This is a genomic window from Streptomyces cirratus (genome assembly GCF_014650775.1).
GTDB classification, from domain to species: domain Bacteria; phylum Actinomycetota; class Actinomycetes; order Streptomycetales; family Streptomycetaceae; genus Streptomyces; species Streptomyces cirratus.
This window is the reverse complement of record NZ_BMVP01000002.1, coordinates 680,589-701,902: the sequence shown is the minus strand read 5'-3', so window position 1 is coordinate 701,902 and position 21,314 is coordinate 680,589. Positions and strand designations below refer to the sequence as shown.

The 21,314-nt window shown below is 72.2% G+C and carries 20 protein-coding genes and 2 tRNA genes; 8 read left to right on the top strand and 14 right to left on the bottom strand.

The window, feature by feature from the left end:
* Positions 1-30 precede the first annotated feature (30 nt).
* Complete coding sequence (locus tag IE207_RS08250) at positions 31-459, top strand: DUF3703 domain-containing protein (RefSeq protein WP_229873471.1); 429 nt, start codon at positions 31-33, stop codon at positions 457-459.
* Here IE207_RS08250 and def read toward each other — a convergent pair.
* The 8 genes from def to IE207_RS08210 form a co-directional block, all read right to left on the bottom strand.
* Positions 435-1,070 (bottom strand): peptide deformylase, encoded by a 636-nt coding sequence (gene def / locus IE207_RS08245; RefSeq protein WP_190183347.1) that lies wholly within the window; start codon positions 1,068-1,070, stop codon positions 435-437. The two genes, IE207_RS08250 and def, sit on opposite strands and share 25 nt — an antisense overlap.
* Positions 1,071-1,136: 66 nt before the next feature.
* The gene (locus IE207_RS08240) at positions 1,137-2,132 is read right to left on the bottom strand and encodes a tetratricopeptide repeat protein (RefSeq protein WP_190183346.1); all 996 of its coding nucleotides are present in this window, start codon (positions 2,130-2,132) and stop codon (positions 1,137-1,139) included.
* A 131-nt stretch (positions 2,133-2,263) separates the two neighbouring features.
* Positions 2,264-3,565 carry an HD-GYP domain-containing protein gene (locus IE207_RS08235; RefSeq protein ID WP_190183345.1) on the bottom strand — a complete coding sequence of 434 codons (1,302 nt, stop codon included), beginning with the start codon at positions 3,563-3,565 and terminating at the stop codon, positions 2,264-2,266.
* Positions 3,562-4,941: an HD-GYP domain-containing protein gene (locus tag IE207_RS08230; RefSeq protein WP_190183344.1), complete on the bottom strand. Its 1,380-nt coding sequence runs from the start codon at positions 4,939-4,941 to the stop codon at positions 3,562-3,564. The genes IE207_RS08235 and IE207_RS08230 overlap by 4 nt, the downstream gene beginning before the upstream one ends.
* Positions 4,942-5,177: 236 nt before the next feature.
* The gene (gene rsrA, locus IE207_RS08225; RefSeq protein ID WP_190183343.1) at positions 5,178-5,480 is read right to left on the bottom strand and encodes a mycothiol system anti-sigma-R factor; all 303 of its coding nucleotides are present in this window, start codon (positions 5,478-5,480) and stop codon (positions 5,178-5,180) included.
* The gene (locus tag IE207_RS08220; protein WP_190183342.1) at positions 5,477-6,121 is read right to left on the bottom strand and encodes a sigma-70 family RNA polymerase sigma factor; all 645 of its coding nucleotides are present in this window, start codon (positions 6,119-6,121) and stop codon (positions 5,477-5,479) included. Before IE207_RS08220 ends, rsrA begins: the two co-directional genes overlap by 4 nt.
* Before the next feature lie 333 nt (positions 6,122-6,454).
* Positions 6,455-7,132 carry an alpha/beta hydrolase family protein gene (locus IE207_RS08215; protein WP_190183341.1) on the bottom strand — a complete coding sequence of 226 codons (678 nt, stop codon included), beginning with the start codon at positions 7,130-7,132 and terminating at the stop codon, positions 6,455-6,457.
* A gap of 30 nt (positions 7,133-7,162) precedes the next feature.
* Positions 7,163-7,978: an SOS response-associated peptidase gene (locus tag IE207_RS08210; protein ID WP_190183340.1), complete on the bottom strand. Its 816-nt coding sequence runs from the start codon at positions 7,976-7,978 to the stop codon at positions 7,163-7,165.
* A 53-nt stretch (positions 7,979-8,031) separates the two neighbouring features.
* On the opposite strand from IE207_RS08210, the gene IE207_RS08205 reads away from it, so the two are divergent.
* From IE207_RS08205 to IE207_RS08190, 4 genes are all read left to right on the top strand, one after another.
* Positions 8,032-8,745 carry a M50 family metallopeptidase gene (locus IE207_RS08205; protein WP_190183339.1) on the top strand — a complete coding sequence of 238 codons (714 nt, stop codon included), beginning with the start codon at positions 8,032-8,034 and terminating at the stop codon, positions 8,743-8,745.
* 87 nt (positions 8,746-8,832) lie between these two features.
* Complete coding sequence (gene aroA, locus IE207_RS08200) at positions 8,833-10,185, top strand: 3-phosphoshikimate 1-carboxyvinyltransferase (RefSeq protein ID WP_190183338.1); 1,353 nt, start codon at positions 8,833-8,835, stop codon at positions 10,183-10,185.
* A gap of 8 nt (positions 10,186-10,193) precedes the next feature.
* On the top strand, positions 10,194-11,204 hold the full coding sequence (gene rsgA / locus IE207_RS08195; RefSeq protein WP_190183337.1) for a ribosome small subunit-dependent GTPase A: 1,011 nt from the start codon (positions 10,194-10,196) through the stop codon (positions 11,202-11,204).
* 123 nt (positions 11,205-11,327) lie between these two features.
* Entirely contained in the window at positions 11,328-11,651 is a 324-nt protein-coding gene (locus tag IE207_RS08190; RefSeq protein ID WP_190183336.1) for a DMT family transporter, read from the top strand.
* Here IE207_RS08190 and IE207_RS08185 read toward each other — a convergent pair.
* Positions 11,617-12,186, bottom strand: a complete 570-nt coding sequence (locus IE207_RS08185; protein WP_190183335.1) for a TetR/AcrR family transcriptional regulator — start codon at positions 12,184-12,186, stop codon at positions 11,617-11,619. The genes IE207_RS08190 and IE207_RS08185 overlap by 35 nt on opposite strands.
* A gap of 136 nt (positions 12,187-12,322) precedes the next feature.
* Here IE207_RS08185 and hisN point away from each other — a divergent pair, with 136 nt between their 5' ends.
* Together hisN and IE207_RS08175 are read left to right on the top strand one after the other, a co-directional pair.
* Positions 12,323-13,126: a histidinol-phosphatase gene (gene hisN / locus IE207_RS08180; protein ID WP_190183334.1), complete on the top strand. Its 804-nt coding sequence runs from the start codon at positions 12,323-12,325 to the stop codon at positions 13,124-13,126.
* A gap of 206 nt (positions 13,127-13,332) precedes the next feature.
* On the top strand, positions 13,333-13,728 hold the full coding sequence (locus IE207_RS08175) for a CBS domain-containing protein (protein ID WP_190183333.1): 396 nt from the start codon (positions 13,333-13,335) through the stop codon (positions 13,726-13,728).
* A 75-nt stretch (positions 13,729-13,803) separates the two neighbouring features.
* On the opposite strand, the gene IE207_RS08170 is transcribed toward IE207_RS08175, so the two are convergent.
* Positions 13,804-15,273: a catalase gene (locus tag IE207_RS08170; RefSeq protein ID WP_190183332.1), complete on the bottom strand. Its 1,470-nt coding sequence runs from the start codon at positions 15,271-15,273 to the stop codon at positions 13,804-13,806.
* A gap of 132 nt (positions 15,274-15,405) precedes the next feature.
* Between IE207_RS08170 and IE207_RS08165 the strand changes: the two genes are divergently transcribed.
* A complete protein-coding gene (locus IE207_RS08165) occupies positions 15,406-15,822 on the top strand; it encodes a Fur family transcriptional regulator (protein ID WP_190183331.1) in 417 nt (138 codons plus the stop codon).
* Positions 15,823-15,926: 104 nt separating this feature from the next.
* Here IE207_RS08165 and IE207_RS08160 read toward each other — a convergent pair.
* From IE207_RS08160 to IE207_RS08145, 4 genes are all read right to left on the bottom strand, one after another.
* A tRNA-Met gene (locus IE207_RS08160) sits at positions 15,927-16,000 on the bottom strand.
* A gap of 140 nt (positions 16,001-16,140) precedes the next feature.
* Positions 16,141-17,988 (bottom strand): tetratricopeptide repeat protein, encoded by a 1,848-nt coding sequence (locus tag IE207_RS08155; RefSeq protein ID WP_373304681.1) that lies wholly within the window; start codon positions 17,986-17,988, stop codon positions 16,141-16,143.
* A 214-nt stretch (positions 17,989-18,202) separates the two neighbouring features.
* Positions 18,203-18,276 (bottom strand) — tRNA-Met (locus IE207_RS08150).
* A gap of 52 nt (positions 18,277-18,328) precedes the next feature.
* Positions 18,329-21,217: a UPF0182 family membrane protein gene (locus tag IE207_RS08145; RefSeq protein WP_190183634.1), complete on the bottom strand. Its 2,889-nt coding sequence runs from the start codon at positions 21,215-21,217 to the stop codon at positions 18,329-18,331.
* Positions 21,218-21,314 lie beyond the last annotated feature (97 nt).

Here is a 21,314-nt window from a genome sequence, read left to right as displayed (position 1 = left end):
CGACGGGCCCCGTGGCCGCACCGTTGACGCATGACGAACTTGCTGAAGACCTGCATCACCGCCTGCACGCCGAAGGCCATGCCGGCCGCCGTGCGCGCGGCCTTCGAGGCGGAGCTGCGCCGCGCCCGCGACGCCGCGCCCGACACCGCCACCATGTGGGACGCCCTGGAGCGGGCGCACATCATCTCCCAGGCCTGGGCCCGGCCCCACACCCGTGCCCACTGGCACATGTTCCGGCTCGCGGTGCGCTGCCGGGACCGGGCGGAGACGGTGGGGCAGGTGGTCCGGATCCTGGTGGCCGGAGCCGGGTCGGTGTCCGGGCGCGTGCCGTACGGCAACACGGGGCGTACGGCGGCGGGCCTGCTCACGCCGATGCCCCTCCCGGAGGATCTGCGGGTGCTGCTGGGCCGCGCCCGGGAACGGCCCGAGACGGCTCAGGCGTTGGGGACGGTCTCGTAGCGGGGGGTGCCCTCTTCCATCTGGCGCAGGGCGTCCTTGCGGTCGCGCTTGGAGAGGCGGTCGATGTACAGGTACCCGTAGAGGTGGTCCGTCTCGTGCTGGAGGCAGCGGGCGAAGTAGCCGGTGCCGCGCACCTTGATCGGGTTGCCCCGGGCGTCCTGGCCCGTGACCTCCGCGTAGTCCGGGCGGGCCAGTGAGGCGTAGGCGGTCGGGACCGACAGGCAGCCCTCGTTCGAGTCGTCCAGCACGCGCGCGGAGGCGGGCAGTTCGACCAGCTTCGGGTTGACCACGACACCGGTGTGGCGCTTGCCGTCGTCGTCCGGGCAGTCGTAGACGAAGACCTTGGCGTCCACGCCGATCTGGTTCGCGGCCAGGCCGACGCCTTCGGCGGTCTTCTGGCTGGCGAACATGTCGTCGATCAGCTGCGCCAGTTCGTCGCCGAACTCGGTGACGTCCTTGCACTCCCGGTGCAGGACCGGGTTGCCGACCACCGTGATCGGGCGGGAGGTGCCGCGCTCGCGGTGGGCGAGCTCGCGCGCCTCACAGTCCTCCGTGTCCACGACGTAGCCTTCGTCGTCGACCGGGACAACCTGGTTCTCCTGCTGCGCCATGTCCGCCGTACGCCTTCCGTAAGTCTGCGAGTCACCGATGTGACCGGTACAGCCTACGGCCCCCGCTCAGCAGACTTCTTCGAGATCGCGCCACTCGCGGCTGTCCGGGCTGTCCGCGACCCACCCGTCCAGGAGTCCGCGCACCAGTCCGGCCGGTGCGGCGATGCCGCATTCCCGCTCGGGCACCCACAGGGACCCCGAGCCGGCCGTACGGTGCCCCAGCGGGCCGGGGTGGCCGGGTTCGCTGTGGTCGTGGGGGTCCAGGTGCTCGCCGTCGCCCTCGTCGCTGGGCATCGCGCTCTCCGAGCAGGTCCGGCACAGCAGCCGCACCGACGACGACCAGTCCTCGGCGGCGAAGCCCGCGTCCGAGGCCAGCTGCTCCAACGCGTCCCGGTCGCTCTCGGTGGCCGCCTCCAGCAGGACCACCCAGGTCGGGACCGGCGAGGGCGCCCACAGCTCGATCTCGTCGAAGACCGGGTACGAGGGCCCGGCGGCGGTGATCCGCTCACCGTGCGGGACGCCGTCGTGCAGGACGACCTCGCCCCAGCGCCGCCCCGAGGACGGCAGCGGGATCGAGAGGACCTCTATCCGGGCCGGATCGAGCCTGCGGCCCCACACCACTTCGGCCTCGCCCTCCGGCGAGAGCCGTACGGCGGCGCTGCCCAGCTCCATGCCGACCGGCTCGGCGCCCGCGGCGGCTCCGTGCGGGTCACCGGGGACCTTGAGCCCGTAGGCCTGCCAGGCCCGCCGGGCCAGCGGCCAGTCCTGGAGCGCGGTCGCGGCGATCCCCACGTTCCACCAGTCCGGGGCGCCGGTCTCGCGGTCCAGCAGGGCCACGGCGCGCAGCCCGGCGGCCCGCGCCTGCTCCCAGTCGTGGCGGAACTTGTGCAGCAGGGCCAGGTTGAACCAGGACTCGGACAGCCAGGGTTCCAGGTCCGCCGCTCTGGTCAGGAGCGCGCCCGCGTCCTCGTACCGCCCGTCGCCGATCAGCGTGAACGCGCGGTCGGTGGCCTGCCGCCACGAGGCGGAGGGCCGATGCCGTACCTTCCCGAAGATCCTCACAATTCCCGCCTGCCTGGGGGCACCTCCCAGCGGTGGCTGGGGGACTACGGTGCAGCCTTGCGGACACCCTCATGGACACTCTTACTCGCATCCAACCATGCCCACTCGGACGGCCGCTCATTACCCATGGGTTACCCAGGTGGGAGCGGGCCGACTCCGGCCCGTCCGTCCCTGGCCAGAACCCTTGCCAGGCACTCCACGACCTCCGGCTGGAAGTCGCGTCCGGTCCCCAGGCGCAGCCGTTCCAGGGCGGCCAGTGAGCCGCCCGGGTGACCCTGGCCGCCGCACAGGTCCTCGTACGCGTTCACCGCGCGCACGATCCGTGCGGCGACGGGCTGCTCCCGGTAGGGGTCCGCCTGGCGCTCCACCACGACGGCGACCTCCGCCGGCACCCCCGTCTGGCGGGCCACCTCCCCGCCGAGCCCGGCGATCCGGCGGGCCTCGGCGGCGGGCAGCGGAGCCGTTGCCCCGGCCGGGACGGGGTCGACGAGCGAGAGCTGGCCGATGTCGTGCATCAGGGCGGCGTACTCCAGCACCGTGAGCTCCCGCTCCGACAGCCCCAGCTCCCGTCCGACGGCGCAGCTCAGGGCGGCCACCCGGCGGGCGTGCCCCGGGCGGGTGCAGCCGGCGATCTCGGTGGCGCGGGCGAGGGAGGTGATGGTCTGGCGGTAGGTGGTGCGAACGGCGGTGATCCGGTGGAAGGACATCTGGGTCAGCAGCAGCGGCACACTGAACACGGGCAGCGCCCACAGCCCGGCCACGGCCGTTCCCAGCGCCATGACCAGGCCGGTCGCGCAGATGGCGGTGCCGATCCCGGCCGGCGCGCGCAGCTCGTCGTGGAGCAGGCTGCCGTAGGGCCGGCCGGTGCGGGCCCCGGCCAGCGCGGCGCCGAGGACGGCGTCGCACAGGGCGGTGAGGCCGAGCAGCAGCACCAGGAACAGCACGAGGTACGGGCCCTGCCCCAGCCGTGCCTCCAGCCGGCCGGAGTTGTGGAGCGGCTGGAAGCAGACGGCGGCGAAGGCCACGGCCAGTACCCGCCGGGCCACGTGGTCGAAGGCGGGCCCGTGGCCACGGGCGATGTGCGGCACGATCCCGACGAGGGCCGCGGCGACGACGACCGCGACGACCTGGAGCACCCCGTGGTGGGTGGGGTGCCCGGCGGCCCCGCCCAGCAGTGCGTAGGCGAGGGCGCCCGCGGAGCCCAGCGGCGCGGGCCGGCGGTCCTGCGGGCGGTCCTGCCCGCGGTCCTCGGCCGCGGCGGGGGCGGCCGCGTCACGGTGGTCGCTGCGGGCGAGCTCGCCGATGCCGATGAGGATGCCGAACGCGAGGGCGGTGGCGCCCTCCGCGACGCCATTCCACAGGGTGTGGCCGAGGGCGGCGAGGGTGAGCAGCGCGGCGGCCGCCCGCACGGCGCCGGCGGCAAGGGCCCTCACGCCCCGCTCCCGGCGCCCCGGGCGGGGGCGGGGGCACTGCTGCGCGGGGCCGCCACCTGCACGTCGTCGTCGGAGGTCACCACCGGGTGCCAGCCGTGCCGCCCGATGGCGTCGACCAGGGCCCGCACCATGGCCGGGTCGAACTGGGCGCCCGCGCAGCGCTCCAGCTCGGCCAGGGCGACGGGGACCGGGCGGGCGCGGCTGTAGGAGCGGGTCGAGGTCATCGCGTCGAAGGAGTCGGCCACCGCCACGACCCTGGCCAGGACCGGGATCTGCTCCCCGGCCAGCCCGTACGGGTATCCGGAGCCGTCGACCCGCTCGTGGTGGTGCAGGATCGCGGACCGGGCCTCCCCCAGGAACCCGATGCCGCGCACCATCTCGTGCCCGTACTCGGGGTGCAGTTCGATGACCTTGCGCTCCTCGGGGGTCAGCGGCCCGTCCTTGCGCAGCAGCCGGGTGGGGACGCCGAGCTTGCCGACGTCGTGCAGGATCCCGGCGATCCGGACGACCTCCATCCGGTCGTCGGCCATGCCCAGCTCGCGGGCGATCATCGCGGAGGCCTGCCCGACGCGCTCACTGTGACCGCGCGTGTAGCGGTCCTTGATGTCGACGGCCTGCACCAGCGCGCGGATCGTGGCCTGGTGTGCGGTGCGCTCGCGGGTGTACTGGGCGAAGACCCAGGAGGAGATGTACATCGGCAGCAGCGCCGGCAGCGCGGCCGGTACCCCGTAGGGGCTGCGCCACATCACGGCCGTCATCAGCCCGGCGAGGCCGTGGACGCAGTACGGGGACAGGGACCGGGCCGGCAGTCCCCGCCAGGCGGTGACCGCGGGACGGTGTTCCGCGGTGGCCAGGACGGCCCCGTCGAGGGCGGTGATCACCAGGCAGAAGGCGACGGCCGCGGCCCCTGCGGGGACCACGGCGTACGGGAAGTCCGCGACCCGGCCGGGGTATCCGGCGGCGCCGGACCCGGCGCCGCCGAGCGTGGCCGGTCCGTCCAGCAGCCGGTAGGCCTGCCCGGCCGCCCAGGCGGCGCACGCCTGCTGGGCGGCGTGCCAGGTCCGGCGCACCCATACGGGCCGCTGCGCCACGCCCGCCGCCAGCCCGCCGGGCAGCGCCGCGAGCGCGGCGGCAGACGGGGGCAGGAGGAACACGGCGGCCAGTACGACGGGGAAGAAGGCGCCCGTGCCCCCGGGGACCCGGCCGCCGAGCAGCCGGCAGTCCGCCAGGAGTTCGCAGCCGAGGCACAGGGCGCAGAGCAGGGCGACGGCCGGCCACGGCGTACCCGGATCCGTCAGGGCGGGAGCGGCGCACGCGCAGGCGGCGAGGACGGCGCACAGGATGAGGGCGCGCGCCCCCGGCGGAAGTACCCGCATGGCACCCTCCTCCCCTGCACGGGCCGGGCCGGCACCGAAACCGACCGGTACCGGAAGGGGAGAATAGGTGCGGCCCGCGTCACAGCGGGCCGCATTCGCGCATCGGGGCATACGGACGCCCCCGGATTAGCACCTTCGAGTGAACGAAAGGGGCTTCCGGGGGCGGTTGTCGCCGTTCGAGTCGTCGGCGTTCGAGTCGTCGCCGTTTGGCTCGTCGCCGTTCGAGTTGTCGCCGCTCAACCGGAGGACGGGTCCGCGGTGACGTCGTGGTCCGGGACGGCCTGTCCCGAACGGATCAGTTCGATCCGTCCCATCACCTTGGAGCGCAGGTCGCTCGGCACGTCGTCCGACCCGCAGCACCGCTTGACCAGCTTCTTGACGGCCTGCTCCAGACCGTACTTCTCAAGACAGGGATTGCACTCGCCGAAGTGGGTCTCGAACTTCGTGCAGTCGCTGTCGGGCATCTCGTGGTCCAGGAACTCGTAAAGGTGATCCAGGACCTCGGCGCACTCCGTCTCGTGCGGCTCTCCGCAGCTCATGAGCCCGAGCCTTTCGCGTCGTTCGACTCTCCGGCACCGGCCGGGACGAGCCCGCGCTCGCGGGCGTAATCCTCCAGCATTCCGCGGAGTTGCCGGCGGCCACGGTGCAGCCGGGACATGACCGTACCGATGGGTGTACCCATGATGTCCGCGATCTCCTTGTACGCAAAGCCCTCTACGTCGGCCAGGTAGACCGCGATGCGGAATTCCTCCGGGATGGCCTGGAGCGCTTCCTTCACGTCCGAATCGGGCAGGTGGTCGAGCGCCTGCGATTCGGCGGAGCGCAGCCCGGTCGACATGTGCGACTCGGCGCGCGCCAGCTGCCAGTCCTCGATCTCCTCCGCCGCACTGCGCTGGGGCTCGCGCTGCTTCTTGCGGTAGGAGTTGATGAAGGTGTTGGTCAGGATGCGGTACAGCCACGCCTTGAGGTTGGTGCCCTCGCGGAACTGGTGGAAGGACGCGTACGCCTTCGCGTACGTCTCCTGGACCAGGTCCTCGGCGTCGGCCGGGTTGCGCGTCATGCGCAGCGCGGCGGAGTACATCTGGTCGAGGTAGCCGAGGGCGTCCCGCTCGAAGCGCGCGTTGCGCTCCGGGGTCGTCTCCTCCGCGTGGCCTTCGTCGGTCCCAGCGACAGGACCCACCTCCTCCGACAGCGTGGCGGCTCCGAAAGCGGATCCGCTCGAATCGGAGAATAGTCGACCTTCCCGATCCTCCGCCGCCCGAAGCGTTCCGCGCCTGGGCGCGGGCAGCACCGTCCATTCCAGGTCAGCGGCCTGTAGACGGTTCTGGCTGATGACCTGGGTCATGCGCTCCCTCTCATCCGACGAAGTTCCCGTACGTACCGACATCCGTTCAACGACAGGTCCGGGCGCCGCATTCCCGGGCGGGACAAGGGTTTCCGGGCCCGAGGGCGGGGCCGGTCGGCCGGTGGGCGGGGGGTGGGCGGCGAGTGAGCGGGATCACGCGGGAATCCGTCAGATCGGTCCCGGCCGGCCTCGGACGGGGAGCCGGCCGAGCCATCCGGCGACCGCCGCGGTGATCACCGTCAGCGTCTCGGCCTCGGTCACGCCGGCCCGTTTGGGCACCGCGAAGCCGTGGTCGCCGTGCGGGACGGCGACCAGTTCGTACGGGGTCTGCGGGGCCGGCGGCGGGAACTCCCCGGGGTGTCCGAAAGGGTCCCGGTCGCCTTGGACCACCAGGGTGGGCCGCCCGGCGCCCAGCAGTTCCTCGGCCCGGGACTTCTCGGGCCGCCCCGGCGGGTGCAGCGGGAACGCCAGGGCCAGCACCCCGGCCGCGTCCAGCTCGGCGGCGGTCCGGCACGCCACCCGGGCTCCGGCGCTGCGCCCGCCCGCGACGACGGGCAGGCCCGGCGCCAGCAGGGCGGGCCACACGGCGCGCCAGCCCTCGTCCAGGACCTTGGGCGCGGCGGCGACCTTCTTCCCGGCGACCCGCCAGGGCTGTTCGACCAGTGCGACGGTGACCCCCTGGCCGGGCAGGGCGGCGGCCAGGGCCCGGAGGTCGCGGGCCTCGATCCCGCCCCCCGCGCCGTGGCTGACGGCGAGTACGAGCCGGGCCTCCCCGCCGGTGGCGCGGTGCCAGGTGACCCGGGCCTCGCCGGCCGGGGTGTCGACGCTTTCGGTACGCGTGGTCATGGGCCGATCATGCCGTCGCCGGGACGGGGCTCAGAACAGGGTCGCCTCCTCCGGCGCGGCGAGCTCGGTCAGCAGCTCCGGCCCGTTGTTGCGCACGTTGCTCACGGCGGTCGGGACCGGGTAGGCCCGCATCAGCCCGCCGGGCGGCGGCGCCAGCAGCGCCTGGAGTTCGTCCACGTCGCTGCGGGCCGGGTCGAGCCAGGGGTCCCACTTGTCGGGGGTCAGCATCAGCGGCATCCGGGGGTGGATGTCGGCGAGCGAGCGCGGGCCCTCGTCGGGCGCCACGGCCAGCGGCCCGGTCTCGGCCTCGGTGGTGATGACCGAGCAGGTGGCCCACCAGGCGTTCGGGTGCTCGTCGGGCAGGGTCCGGTCGCGCCAGAACTCGTATATGCCGGCCATGGCGAAGGCGGTGCCGTCGGCGGGGAGCACGAAGTACGGCTGCTTGCGCGCCCGCTTCTTCTTCCCTTCGACCTCAAGCTGCCGCTCGTCGTGGGCGGTGACCCACTCGAAGTAGCCGTCGGCGGGGATGATGCAGCGGCGCTGCGCGAAGGGGCGGCGGAAGGACGGCTTCTCCGCGACCGTCTCGGCCCTGGCGTTGATCATCCGGGCCGCGCCCTCGGGGCCGCTCGCCCAGGAGGGGACGAGCCCCCACCGCAGTACCCGGAGCTGGCGAACCGGACGCCGGCTCGGCGCGTCCTTCACTGGACGGTCGAGGACGACGTGGACCTCCTTCGTCGGTGCCACGTTGTAGTCCGGGGCCAGGGCCTCCTCGGGCTCCCAGCGCTCGATGCCGAAGATCCGCGCCAGTTCCTCGGGCGCCCGGCTCGCTGCATACCTTCCGCACATGGCTGACACACTGCCATGGCCCTCTCCCCCTACCGCAAGGAGTCCGCCACTCCATGGACAGCATGACGACGGCCGGCCTGTGGGACCGGCTGAGCGGTATACAGACCGAGCCCGCGTGGTGGCTGGTGGTCGTGACGGGGCTCGCCGCGCTCGCCGTCGTGACGCCCCGTCCCCTGTGGCGGCTGTCCCGGAACGCGATCACCATCGCCCACGAGGGCGGACACGGGCTGCTGGCACTGCTCACCGGGCGCCGGCTCGACGGGATCCGGCTGCACTCCGACACCAGCGGCGTCACCGTCAGCCGGGGCAAGCCCAGCGGGCTCGGCATGGTGCTGACCGCCGCCGCCGGGTACACGGCGCCCTCGCTGCTCGGCCTCGGCGGGGCCGCCCTGCTCTCGGCCCACCGCATCACGCTGCTGCTGTGGGCGGCGACCGCACTGCTGCTCGCGATGCTGGTGATGATCCGCAACGCGTACGGGCTGCTGACGGTGGTGCTGACCGGCGCGGTCTTCGTCCTGGTCTCCTGGCTGGCCCCGGCCGAGGTGCAGGCGGTGTTCGCGTACGGGGTGGTGTGGTTCCTCCTGCTGGGCGGGGTCCGGCCGGTGTTCGAGCTCCAGGCCAAGCGCCGCCACGGCGGTGCCCCCGACTCGGACGCGGACCAGCTCGGCCGTCTCACCCACGTCCACCCGGTGGCGTGGCTGCTCTTCTTCCACGCCGTCGCGCTGTGCGCGCTGACCGGCGGGGCGCGCTGGCTTCTCGGTCTCTGAGACGGCGCCGGCGGCGCTCCCGCGGCAGGTCCCCGAACGGGCCCCGGCCACGATCCGGGCTTGGGCGAAGCCACTAAAGTGGAGGCCATGACCGAGACCCCAGCGCCCCACGCCCTCTGGCCCGCCCCGCTCGCGGACGGCGCCGTCCACGCCACCGTCACCGTGCCGGGATCCAAGTCGGTCACCAACCGGGCCCTCGTGCTCGCCGCGCTTGCCTCCGAGCCGGGCTGGGTGCGCCGCCCGCTGCGCTCGCGCGACTCCCAGCTGATGTCGGACGCGCTGCGCGCCATGGGCGTCGGCATCGAGGAGACCGTCTCCTCCAGCTCCGCCGGCGGGGGCGCCGGCGGGGAGGCCTGGCGGGTCATCCCGGCGGCCCTGCACGGCCCGGCCACCGTCGACGTCGGCAACGCGGGCACGGTCATGCGCTTCCTGCCGCCCGTCGCCACCCTCGCCTCCGGCGACATCCGCTTCGACGGCGACCCGCGCTCCTACGAGCGCCCGCTGGGCGAGGTCATCAACGCCCTGCGCGTCCTCGGTGCCCGGATCGACGACGACGGCCGGGGCGCGCTGCCCCTGACCGTCCAGGGCGGCGGAGCCCTGGAGGGCGGCACGGTCGAGATCGACGCCTCCAACTCCTCGCAGTTCGTCTCGGCGCTGCTGCTGTCCGCGCCGCGTTTCAACCAGGGCGTGGAGGTCCGCCACACTGGTGACACCCTGCCCTCCATGCCGCACATCCGGATGACCGTGGAGATGCTGCGCGCGGCGGGCGCCCAGGTCGACACCCCCGAGGCGGGCGGCGAGAAGAACGTGTGGCGGGTCACCCCCGGCGCGCTCCTGGGCCGCGACCTGGTCGTGGAGCCGGACCTCTCCAACGCGCAGCCCTTCATGGCGGCGGCCCTGATCACCGGCGGCACGGTGACCATCCCGGACTGGCCGCGACGCACCACGCAGCCCGGCGACGCGCTGCGCCGGATCTTCACCGAGATGGGCGGCTCCTGCGAGCTGACCGACGCGGGCCTGGTCTTCACCGGCAGCGGCAAGATCCACGGCATCGACGTGGACCTGGGTGAGGTCGGCGAGCTGACGCCGGGCATCGCGGCGGTCGCGGCGCTGGCGGACTCGGAGTCCGTGCTGCGGGGCGTGCGCCACCTGCGGCTGCACGAGACGGACCGGCTGGCGGCGCTCACCGCCGAGATCAACGGCCTGGGCGGCGATGTCACCGAGACCGCCGACGGGCTGCGCATCCGCCCGCGCCCCCTGCACGGCGGTGTGTTCCACACCTACGACGACCACCGCATGGCGACCGCCGGCGCGGTGATCGGCCTGGCGGTGGAGGGCGTACTGATCGAGAACGTGGCGACGACAGCGAAGACCCTGCCGGACTTCCCCTCGATGTGGGCCGGGATGCTCGGCCTCCCCTCGCGGGGCGCGGGAGCGTAGGGCCCGTCATGCGCAGGTACGGCAAGCACACCGACGAAGACGACATCCGCTCGCGCCCCAACCCCAAGGGCAACCGGCCGCGTACGAACATCCGCCCCAAGCACGAGGACGCCGCCGAGGGCTTCGTCCTGACCGTCGACCGGGGCCGGCTGACCTGCCTGGTCGGCAGCCGCACGGTGCACGCGATGAAGGCCCGCGAACTGGGCCGCAAGGCGGCGGTGGTGGGCGACCGGGTCTGGATCGTCGGCGACCTGACCGGCAAGAAGGACACCCTCGCCCGGATCGTGCGGATCGAGGAGCGCAAGTCCGTCCTGCGGCGCACCGCGGACGACGACGACCCGTACGAGCGGGTGGTCGTCGCCAACGCCGACCAGCTGGCCATCGTCACGGCGCTGGCCGACCCTGAGCCGCGGCCCCGGATGATCGACCGCTGCCTGGTGGCCGCGTACGACGCCGGTCTGGAACCGCTGCTGGTGCTCACCAAGTCGGACCTGACCTCCGCGGACAAGATCCTCGAGATCTATTCGACGCTCGGCGTCAACTACGTCGTCACCAACCGCGAGGAGCTGGCGACGGGCGACGCGGCCGACCGGGTGCGCGAGCGGCTGAACGGCCGGATCACCGCCTTCGTCGGCCACTCGGGCGTCGGCAAGACCACCCTGGTCAACTCGCTGGTGGCCGAGGGCCGCCAGCGCGCCACCGGCCACGTCAACGCCGTCACCGGCCGGGGCCGGCACACCACCACCTCCGCCCTCGCGCTGCCGCTGCCCGGCGGTGACGGCTGGGTCATCGACACCCCCGGCGTGCGCTCGTTCGGCCTGCACCACGTCGACCCGTCGCGGGTGATCCTGGCGTTCCCGGACCTGGTCGGCGGCACGGAGGAGTGCCCGCGCGCCTGCAGTCACGACGAGCCGGACTGTGCGCTGGACCAGTGGGTGCAGGACGGTCACGCGGATCCGGCGCGGCTGTACTCGCTGCGGCGGCTGCTGGAGACGCGGGAGCGCCGCGAGGGCGACTGACGGCGTGGAGGGGGGCCGACCGGGCCGGGCAGCCGGGTTTGCCGAAGATCGCGTCGGGATAAATGCATAATCGCACCAAGTGACGCGACGTCACGTGACGCGGGAGGCGGGGAGGCATACGCCATGGCGTGGCTGCTGGTGGTGGTCGCCGGAATCCTGGAGACCGGTTTCGCGGTGTGCCTCAAGCTCTCCCACGGGTTCACCCGGCTGTGGCCGACGATCGCCTTCGCGTCCTTCGCGCTCGGCAGCTTCGGCCTGCTGACCCTGGCCCTCAAGAAGCTCGACGTGGGCCCCGCCTACGCCGTGTGGACCGGCATCGGGGCGGCCGGCACCGCCATCTACGGCATGGTCTTCCTCGGCGACCTCGTCTCCACCTTGAAACTCGTCTCGATCTCGCTGGTCATCCTCGGCGTCATCGGGCTCCAGCTGTCCGGTTCGGCGCACTGACCAGCCCGAGCAGCCCGCCGGCCGCCGCCTCCTCCCCGGGCCCGGTCGGGGCGACCACGTAGGACAGCGCCAGCCGTACGACCAGCTCGCACCGCTGCGCGGGCTCCGCCGGGAGCGCGGCGGCCGCCCGGTCCCGGACGGCGCGCACCAGCTCCCCCGGCCCCAGCGCGGGCGAGCCCGGCCGGACGCCCCGCCCGGGCGGGGCGGGCAGGCCGGCGTTCCACGACCCCGTCAGCAGGGCCCGTACGAGGGGACGCGCGCGGGCCGCCCGTACGGTCCACTCGGCGACCCCCGCCAGCCGCTCGGCGGTGTCCGGCGACGCCTCCAGGGCGCGGTCCACACCCGTGAGGTACCAGTCGGCCTCCCGGCGCACCAGGGCGCGCCCCAGACCCGCCTTCCCGCCGAACTCGTTGTACAGGGTCTGCCGGGACACCCCGGCGGCCGCCGCCACCTCGACCATCCGCACGGCGGGCCAGGCGCGCGCCGCCAGCGCCGCTCCCGCCGCTTCCAGCAAGGACTCCCGCGCCGCCGCCATCGTCGCCTCCCCCGCTCCCCTCCCCCGATCGTCTTCCCGTCAGAGTTGACGGGGCGCCAGGTCCTGTCAAGGGCGCCCGTCGGCCGTACCGTGGACGGCGTTCGCCGGTCGGCCGCGGTCTCGATACTGTTCGGCCATGCCCGAGTATGACGATGACCTCCGCCTCGCCCTCGAACTCGCCGACGCGGCGGACGCCGCCACCACGCAGCGTTTCCGTGCACTGGACCTCCAGGTGGAGACGAAGCCGGACATGACCCCGGTGAGCGAGGCCGACAAGGCGGCCGAGGAGATCATCCGGGCCGGGATCCTGGCCGCACGGCCCGACGACGCCATCCTGGGCGAGGAGTACGGGCTCAAGGGCGAGGGCCCGCGCCGCTGGGTCGTGGACCCGATCGACGGTACGAAGAACTACGTCAGGGGCGTTCCCGTGTGGGCGACGCTGATCTCTCTGATGGCCGAGGGCCCCGACGGGGAGTTCCGCCCGGTGGTCGGGGTGGTCTCCGCGCCCGCGCTGGGCCGCCGCTGGTGGGCGGCGAAGGGCAGCGGCGCCTGGGCGGGCGGCGCGCTCGGCGAGCCCACGGCGATCGGCGTCTCGAAGGTCGCCACCCTGGGAGACGCGTCCTTCGCGTACTCCTCGTTGACGGGCTGGGAGGAGCAGGGCCGGCTGCCCGGCTTCCTGGACCTGACCCGCGCGTGCTGGCGCACCCGGGGCTACGGCGACTTCTGGCCGTACATGATGGTCGCCGAGGGCTCGCTCGACCTGTGCGCCGAGCCGGAGCTGAACCTGTGGGACATGGCCGCGATCGCGGTCGTCGTCGAAGAGGCGGGCGGACGTTTCACCAGCCTCGACGGGGTCGACGGCGTCCACGGCGGCAACGCGGCCGCCTCCAACGGCCTGCTGCACGAGGAGATGCTGACGCGCCTGCGTCCGCGCCCCTGAGGCGCGCTGACGCGCCGTCGGTGCGCTCGGCCGGGCGGGTGTTGCCGGGCGCGCCCCTCTTGATGACCCTGCGTACGCGTGGGAATCTGGGACTCCCCCGCTTGTGCGCTTGTGAAGCCCTTCTCTTGAGGCGGGTTCTCTTGAGCCGGGTCCCTCACCCGGCGCACCCACCCAGGCGGGGTCTCACCCAGGAGGTGGCTCTCTTCATGCTCGTCCGCGACGCCATGAGCACCGTGATCCTCACCCTCGGACCCGCGCACACCCTCCGGCAGGCGGCCTGCCTGATGTCCGGCCGGCGCGTCGGCGCGGCCGTCGTCCTCGATCCCGACCACAGCGGCATCGGCATCCTGACCGAGCGCGACATCCTCAACTCCCTCGGCGCCGGCCACGACCCCGACCGGGAGTCGGTGGGCGCGCACACCACCAACAACGTCGTCTTCTGCACCCCCGACGCGACGGTCCAGGAAGCCGCCGAGGCCATGGCACACGGCGGCTTCCGCCATCTGATCGTGCTGGAGGACGGCGGCCCGGTGGGCATCGTCTCGGTGCGCGACGTCATCCGCTGCTGGGCGCCGGCCCGGCGCAGCGCCGTACTGGCCTAGGGCGCGTGACGGGTACGGCGACGGGCCGGCGCTCCGAGGAGCACCGGCCCGTCATCTCGCTGCGACAAGCGTCCGTCAGCCGCGGAGGGCCTGGACCGCGACGTCCAGCCGCTTGCCGAAGTCACCGTCCGCCTGGCGGAAGTTGTTGATCGCGCGGTCGACGATGTCGTCGCGGGAGACCTTCGCGATGAAGCCGGACAGGTTCTCGATCAGACGGGTCTTCTCGTCCTGCGACATCAGGCGGTAGAGGTTGCCCGCCTGGACGAAGTCGTTGTCCTCGCGGTGGACCGAAGTGGCGTGGTTGCCCGTGCCACCGGTCAGCGGGACGGGCTGCCACAGCGGACGGTCCGTCTGGAACGGTCCGCCGAAGCTGTTCGGCTCGTAGTTCTTCGCACCCTTGTGGCGGCCGTCGTACAGGGCGCCGTCACGGGAGTTGGTGCGGGCCTGCGTGGCGTGCGGGCGGTTCACCGGCAGGTGGTCGGCGTTGATGCCGACGCGGTAGCGGTGGGCGTCGCCGTACGCGAAGAGGCGGCCCTGGAGCATCTTGTCCGGGGACGGTCCGATGCCGGGGACGAAGTGGGCCGGGCTGAAGATGCTCTGCTCGACCTCGGCGAAGATGTTCTCCGGGTTGCGGTTGAGCTCCAGCTTGCCGATCTCGATCGGCGGGTAGTCCTCGTGCGGCCACACCTTGGTGAGGTCGAACGGGTTGAAGCGGTACTCGGCCGCCTCGGCCGCCGGCATGATCTGGACCTGCACGGTCCAGCTGGGGAAGTCACCGCGCTCGATCGACTCGCGCAGGTCCCGCTGGTGGGAGTCGGGGTCCTCGCCTGCGAGCAGGTTGGCCTCGGCCTGGGTGAGGTTCTTGATCCCCTGGTCGGTCTTGAAGTGGTACTTGACCCAGAAGACCTCGCCGGCCTCGTTGTTCCACTGGAACGTGTGGGAGCCGTAGCCGTTCATGTGGCGGTAGGACGCCGGGATGCCGCGGTCGCCGAAGAGCCAGGTCACCTGGTGCGTCGACTCGGGGCTCAAGCCCCAGAAGTCCCACACGTTGTCGGCTTCCTGCGAGCCGGTGTACGGGTCGCGCTTCTGCGTGTGGATGAAGTCCGGGAACTTGATCGCGTCGCGGATGAAGAAGACCGGGGTGTTGTTGCCGACGAGGTCGTAGTTGCCCTCTTCGGTGTAGAACTTGAGCGCCCAGCCGCGCGGGTCACGGCGGGCATCGGCGCCGCCGAGACTGTCCGCGACGGTCGAGAAGCGCAGGAAGGTCTCGGTCTGCTTGCCGACCTCCGACAGGAACTTCGCGCGGGTCCACTGCGAGACGTCGCGGGTGACCGTGAAGGTGCCGTACGCGCCGGCGCCGCGGGCGTGCACGACGCGCTCCGGGATGCGCTCGCGGTTGAAGTGGGCGAGCTTCTCCAGCAGGAGCTGGTCCTGGACGAGTACGGGCCCACCGACGCCGGCGGTCTCACTGTTCTGGTTGTCGGCGACCGGTGCTCCGGCCTCCGTGGTGAGCGGTCCCTGCGTCACGTGCGCCTCCTGCGTCATTGCCTGCGTGTCCTGTCCTCGTGGCCAGCCGCAATCGATCCTACAATGGACATTGTCTAAGTCAAGCCGCCATCCAACTCCATACGCTTTCGGGAGTTACACCGAATCAGCGGCACTGTTAGGCTGGGACGCATGAGTGACCTGCTGGAACGACTTCGCGGACGCGGATGGCGCATGACCGCACAGCGGCGCGTCGTGGCCGAGGTGCTCGACGGTGACCACGTTCACCTGACGGCCGACGAGGTACACGCGCGCGCGGTGGCCAAACTGCCGGAGATCTCCCGGGCGACGGTGTACAACACCCTGGGCGAGCTGGTCAGCCTCGGCGAGGTGCTGGAGGTGTCCACGGACCGCCGCGCAAAGCGGTACGACCCGAACGCCCACCGCGCGCACCAGCACCTGGTGTGCGCCCAGTGCGGCGCGATCCGCGACGTCCACCCGTCGGGCGACCCGCTGGCCGACCTGCCGGACGCCGAGCGGTTCGGCTTCGTGGTCTCGACGGTCGAGGTGACGTACCGGGGCGTGTGCCCGAACTGCGCGGGCGCGTAGGCGTACGCATGGGAAGGGGCCCGGAACCAGTCGGTTCCGGGCCCCTTCCGCATTGCGAATGACCGAAGGCCCGGATCCAGGGGATCCGGGCCTTCGGTTTTCAGTAGCGGGGACAGGATTTGAACCTGCGACCTCTGGGTTATGAGCCCAGCGAGCTACCGAGCTGCTCCACCCCGCGTCGGTAAACACGACTTTACGTGACGCCCCCCGGCAGATGCAAATCGCTTAACGATTCCGCCCCCGCAGGCCCGGATCGGCCCCGCGGGGGCACGGCGCCGCGGACGCCCCCGTGCCACCCCGCCGAGACCCCGGCCGGGGCTACGCCGAGAGTTCCTCCGCCAACGCGTCCCGCAACCGCCCCGCCCGCTCCGAGACCTCCGCCGGCCCCAGCTCCATGGCCCGCACGCACCACTTCTGCCCCTCGTTCAGATCCCCCTGCCGCGCCGCCAGCAGCCCGAGCCGCAGCGCCGCCCGCCCGTGGCCGGCCACCGCCGCCCGCGTCCACCACAGCGCCGCCTCCGGTTCGTTCCCTTCCCGGGCCAGCAGCAGCCCCAGGTTGAACGCCCCGTTCCGCGAGCCGGCCTCCGCCGCCTCCCGGTACCACCGCGCGGCCGCCGCCAGGTCACCCCGCGCCGCCGCCAGCATCCCGACCCGTACCTGGGCCCGCCGGTGCCCCTGCTCGGCGGCACGCTCGTACCACTCCTCGCTCTCCGTGCGCGCGGCTCCGCCGGCCGGCTCGCCCAGCGCCACCGGCTCCGGCGGCGGGGCCAGCGACTCCAGCAGCGCGGCCAGCCGGAACGCCGCCTCCGCGCTGCCGCCGCCCGCCGCGCAGCGCAGGTGCCGCTCCGCCGCCCGCTCCTCGCCGTCCCGCACCAGTGCGATGCCGACCTGGAGCGCAGCGTCGGTATGGCCGGCCGACGCGGCCCGCTCGTACCACTTGAGCGCCGTGCGGTCCTCGTCCCGGCTGGCGAACAGGATCCCGAGGTTGAAGGCGGCGTCCACGCTGCCCGCTTCGGCCGCCTTGGAGAACCACGGCTCGGCGCCTTCCGCGTCCCCGCCCTGGAGCAGCAGGATCGCCAGCGCGTTGGCCGCCTCGCGGTGGCCCGCGTAGGCCGCACGGCGGTACCACTGCTCGGCCTGCGCCGTCCGCTCCTGCGCGGCGCACAGCAGGGCGAGGTTGTACGCCCCGTTGTGATCGCCCGCGTCCATGGCGACCCGGTACCACTTCTCGGCCGTCTGGGTCTCGCCGCGGGCCGCGTGCAGGGCGCCCAGGGCATTGGCCGCGTTGCCGTCGCCGTCCTCGGCGGCCCGGCGCCACCACGCGGCCGCGCTCTCCTCGTCCCCGGCGTCGCGCAGCAGGAAGCCGAGGGCGCACGCGGCACGCGCCTCGCCCTGCTTCGCCGAGGTCAGGTACCAGCGCCCCGCCTCCTTGAGCTCCCCGCGGGCCTCCAGCAGCGCGCCCAGGTGCAGCGCGGCCCGGCGGTGCCCGCGCGCGGCGGCCTGCCGGTACCACTGCTCGGCCTCGACGGGGTCGCCCTTCCTCAGGTGCCGGGCCAGCCGGTACGCGGCTTCACGGTGCCCCTGTTCCGCCGCGGCGCGGAACCACCGCTCGACGCCCTTGTCCCCGCGGTGTTCCAGCAGGTCTGCCAGCCCGTAGGCGCCCAGGGCGTGGCCGGATTCCGCCGCCTGCCGCATCCAGTACTCCGCGGCGGGCTCGTCGCCGCGCTCGCGGTAGTGGCGGCCCAGGGCGTGCGCGGCCGGGGCGGAGCCCGCGACGGCGGCGACCCGCCACCAGCCCGCGGCCTCGTCGGGGTAGCCGCGCTGGTGCAGCAGCACCCCGAGGTTGTTGGCGGCGGCCCGGTCCCCCTCCGCGGTGGCTCCCCGCAGGTACGGTTCGGCCCCGGCCAGGTCGCCGCGGCGCAGCAGCAGCGCCCCGAGCACGCTCATGGCGCCCGGGTCCCCCTTGTCGGCGGCCACGCGGTGCCGGGCCTCCAGCTCCGCGTCACTGGCCACGTCGGCTTCGACGAACGCTTCGTCCGCGAAATCCGCATCGGTCAATGCGGTCTGCGCGTTAACGGTCTGAGCCCCCTTCTCGGCTTCCCTGCCCGACTCGACCCCCGACCTCACAAACCGCCCTGTCTCCAGCAGAGTTGACCTGTCCCCCATAAATCCCATCGTCGCATCACCTGCTACCCGCGTACACCTGGTATGTCGCAGTCAGTGAGGTCACTACAGCGTTTTGTCGACATGCCCACAGAGAGACAAGTCAAACACGCTCCCATCCCAACTCACCCGCCCCAGCGACCCCGTGTGCTGCCGGGACGGTCACCCCGGACATGACGAAGGCCCGGATCCCATGGATCCGGGCCTTCGTTTTCAGTAGCGGGGACAGGATTTGAACCTGCGACCTCTGGGTTATGAGCCCAGCGAGCTACCGAGCTGCTCCACCCCGCGTCGGTGAAACCACAGTATCACGACGCGGGGCCGGGCCATTACCCAATGATCATCAGCCGGCCGGCTTGGGGGCCGTCAGCTTCGCCTCGGCGTCTACCGCCCGCTGCAGCGCCGCCTTGATGTCGTCCTGCGCCTTGCCGAAGGCCGTCCAGTCGCCCGCCTGGCGGGCCTTCTCCGCCGCCTCGATGGCCTTCTGCGCATCGGACAGGGCCGCCTTGACCGTCGGGTCCTGCGTTCCCGGCGGCGTGGTGGTGCCCTCCCCCGGCGGGGTGGTGGGAGTGGTCGGCGTCGTCGGCGCGCTCGGCGCCTCCGCCCCGAACACCACGTTCAGCGCCTTCTCCAGCGTGTCCTCGAAGGCCGTCTGGCCGCCGTAGGTCACCAGCACCTTGCGCAGCGTCGGGTACTTGAGGCCGCCGCCCTTGACGTACACCGGCTCGACGTTCAGCAGGCCGTCGTCCAGCGGCACCGTCAGCAGGTTTCCGTACTCCACCTGGGAGTCGCCCCGGCTCAGGATGTTGATCTCCTGGGCGATCTCCGGCTTGGAGTTGAACTTGCTCTGCACCTGCTTGGGTCCGTCGACCGGGGTGCTGGTCGGCAGTTTCAGGATGCGGATCTTGCCGTAGTCCGGGGTGCCCGGATCGGCGTTGACCGCCATGAAGGCGCTCAGGTTGTCGCGGCCGTTCGGGGTGAACGTCGTCGTCAGCGAGAACGCCTGCTCCTTCTGGCCCGGCATCTTCATCGACAGGTAGTACGGCGGCACCGCACTGCCCGTCTTGGTGGTCGGGTCGTCCGGAACGGCCCAGACCTCCGAACCGCTGAGGAACGTCTGGGCGTCGGTGACGTGGTAGCGGGTCAGCAGCTCGCGCTGCACCTTGTAGAGGTCCTGCGGGTAGCGCATGTGGTCGATGAGCGCCTTGGGGATCTCGCTCTTCGCCTTGACGGTGCCGGGGAACGCCTTCATCCAGGTCTTGAGGACCGGGTCCTGGGTGTCCCACTGGTACAGCTTGATCGTGCCGTCATAGGCGTCGACGGTGGCCTTCACCGAGTTCCGGATGTAGTTGACCCGGTTCTCCTGCGCCACGACCGCGCGCTGGCTGTTGGTGAGCGAGTCGGCCGTGGAGTCGCCGAGCGTGGTGCGCGAGGCGTACGGGTAGCCGTTCGTCGTCGTGTAGGCGTCCACGATCCACTGGATGCGGCCGTCCACCACGGCCGGGTAGGCCGCGCCGTCGATGGTCAGCCAGGGGGCCACGGCCTCGACGCGCTCCTTGGGCGTGCGGTTGTACAGGATCCGCGAACCGTCGCCGATGGCGCCGGAGTACAGGATCTGCGGCTCGCTGAACGAGAGGGCGTAGGCGGCCCGGTTGATCGGGTTGTCGAGGCTGACACCGCTCTTGCCGGTGTAGCTTGTCTCCTTCTCGCCCTTGTCGTCGGAGTAGTCGAGCTCCTTCTGCGGGCCGCCGACGATCGAGTACTGCTTCGTCTGCTCGCCGTAGTAGATCTGCTGCTTGAAGGCGTTCCCGGTGCCGAACTCGCCCTTGGAGGGGAGGTCGGACTGGATGAAGACGGGGTCGCCGTTCTTCGTGACCTCGGTGCCCTTGGCGGCGACCACGCCGTAGCCGTGCGTGTAGCGGAAGTGGTCGTTGATCCAGTTGTTCTTGGGGATGCCCGCGAGGTTCAGCTCGCGCAGGCCGATGACGGTGTCCTGGCCCTTGTAGCGGTCCACGGCGAGCGTCGCCGGGAAGCCGTAGTAGCCCTTGACCTGCTGGAGCTGCTGGAAGGCCGGCGAGACGATGTTCGGGTCGAGCAGGCGGATGCTCGCCGTGGTGTCGGCGTCGGCCCGCAGCTTGGCGTGGTCCGTGTTGGACCCGGTCCCCGGGTAGTCCTTCACCTCGGCGTTGGCGATGCCGTAGGCGTTCCGCGTCGCCTCGATGTTCTTCTCGACGTACGGGGACTCCTTGGCCTGCTCGTTCGGCTGGACCTGGAACTTCTGCACGATCGCCGGGTACAGCCCGCCGATGAGGATCGCCGAGAGCACCATCAGGCCGAAGCCGATGACCGGCAGCTGCCAGGTCCGGCGCCACAGCGTGGCGAAGAACAGCAGGGCGCAGATCGCGGCGATGGCGACGAGGATCGTCTTCGCCGGCAGGTAGGCGTTGGCGTCGACGTACCGCAGGCCGGTCCAGTTGTCGGCGGCCTTGAAGTCACTGGACTTCACCGCGAGGCCGTACCGGTCGAGCCAGTACGCGACCGCCTTGAAGGTCACGAACAGGCCGAGCAGCACCGACAGGTGGCCGGTGGCGGCGGCGGTGGCGCGGGCGCCGGGGCTGGTCACGCGCAGCCCGCCGTACAGGTAGTGCACGACGACGGCGGCGATCACCGACAGCACGACCGCCGCGAACCCGAAGCCCAGCAGGAAGCGGTACCAGGGAAGGTCGAAGGTGTAGAAGGACACGTCCAGACCGAACTGGGGGTCCTTCTGCCCGAAGGGCACCCCGTTCACATACATCAGCCAGGTCTTCCACTGGCCGGCCGCCGACGCTCCCGCGATCAGGCCGACGATCGCGGCGATGCCGAGGAGCAGCCACTTCTTGTACGGCGCGACGCTCATCCGGTAGCGGTCGAGGCTCTGCTGTTCCACCGACATCGCGCTGAGCGGCGGCCTCAGCCGGTGCGCCAGCCAGATGTTGAACCCGACGGCTCCCGCCATCAGCAGCCCGAACACCGCGAAAAGGCCGATCTTGGTCCACAGAGTGGTGGTGAACACACTGGAAAAGGCGACGGAGCGGAACCAGAGCCAGTCGGTCCAGAAACCCGCGAACATGATGAACGCCATGGCCAGCACGGCCAGCACGCCCAGAGTCATCAGAAGAGTGCGGGCACGCCGGGAGGGGCGGCCGACTCTCATCCGTGGCCCGGAGGGGCCTGCGCCGCGGTCCGGCATCTGGAAAGCCAAGGTGCGCACCTCTGAAAGTCGCTGGGGCTGGTCATCAACGGGCCCCGATCGTAGAGCCCACTCATGCAACTTACTGAGGCTTTAG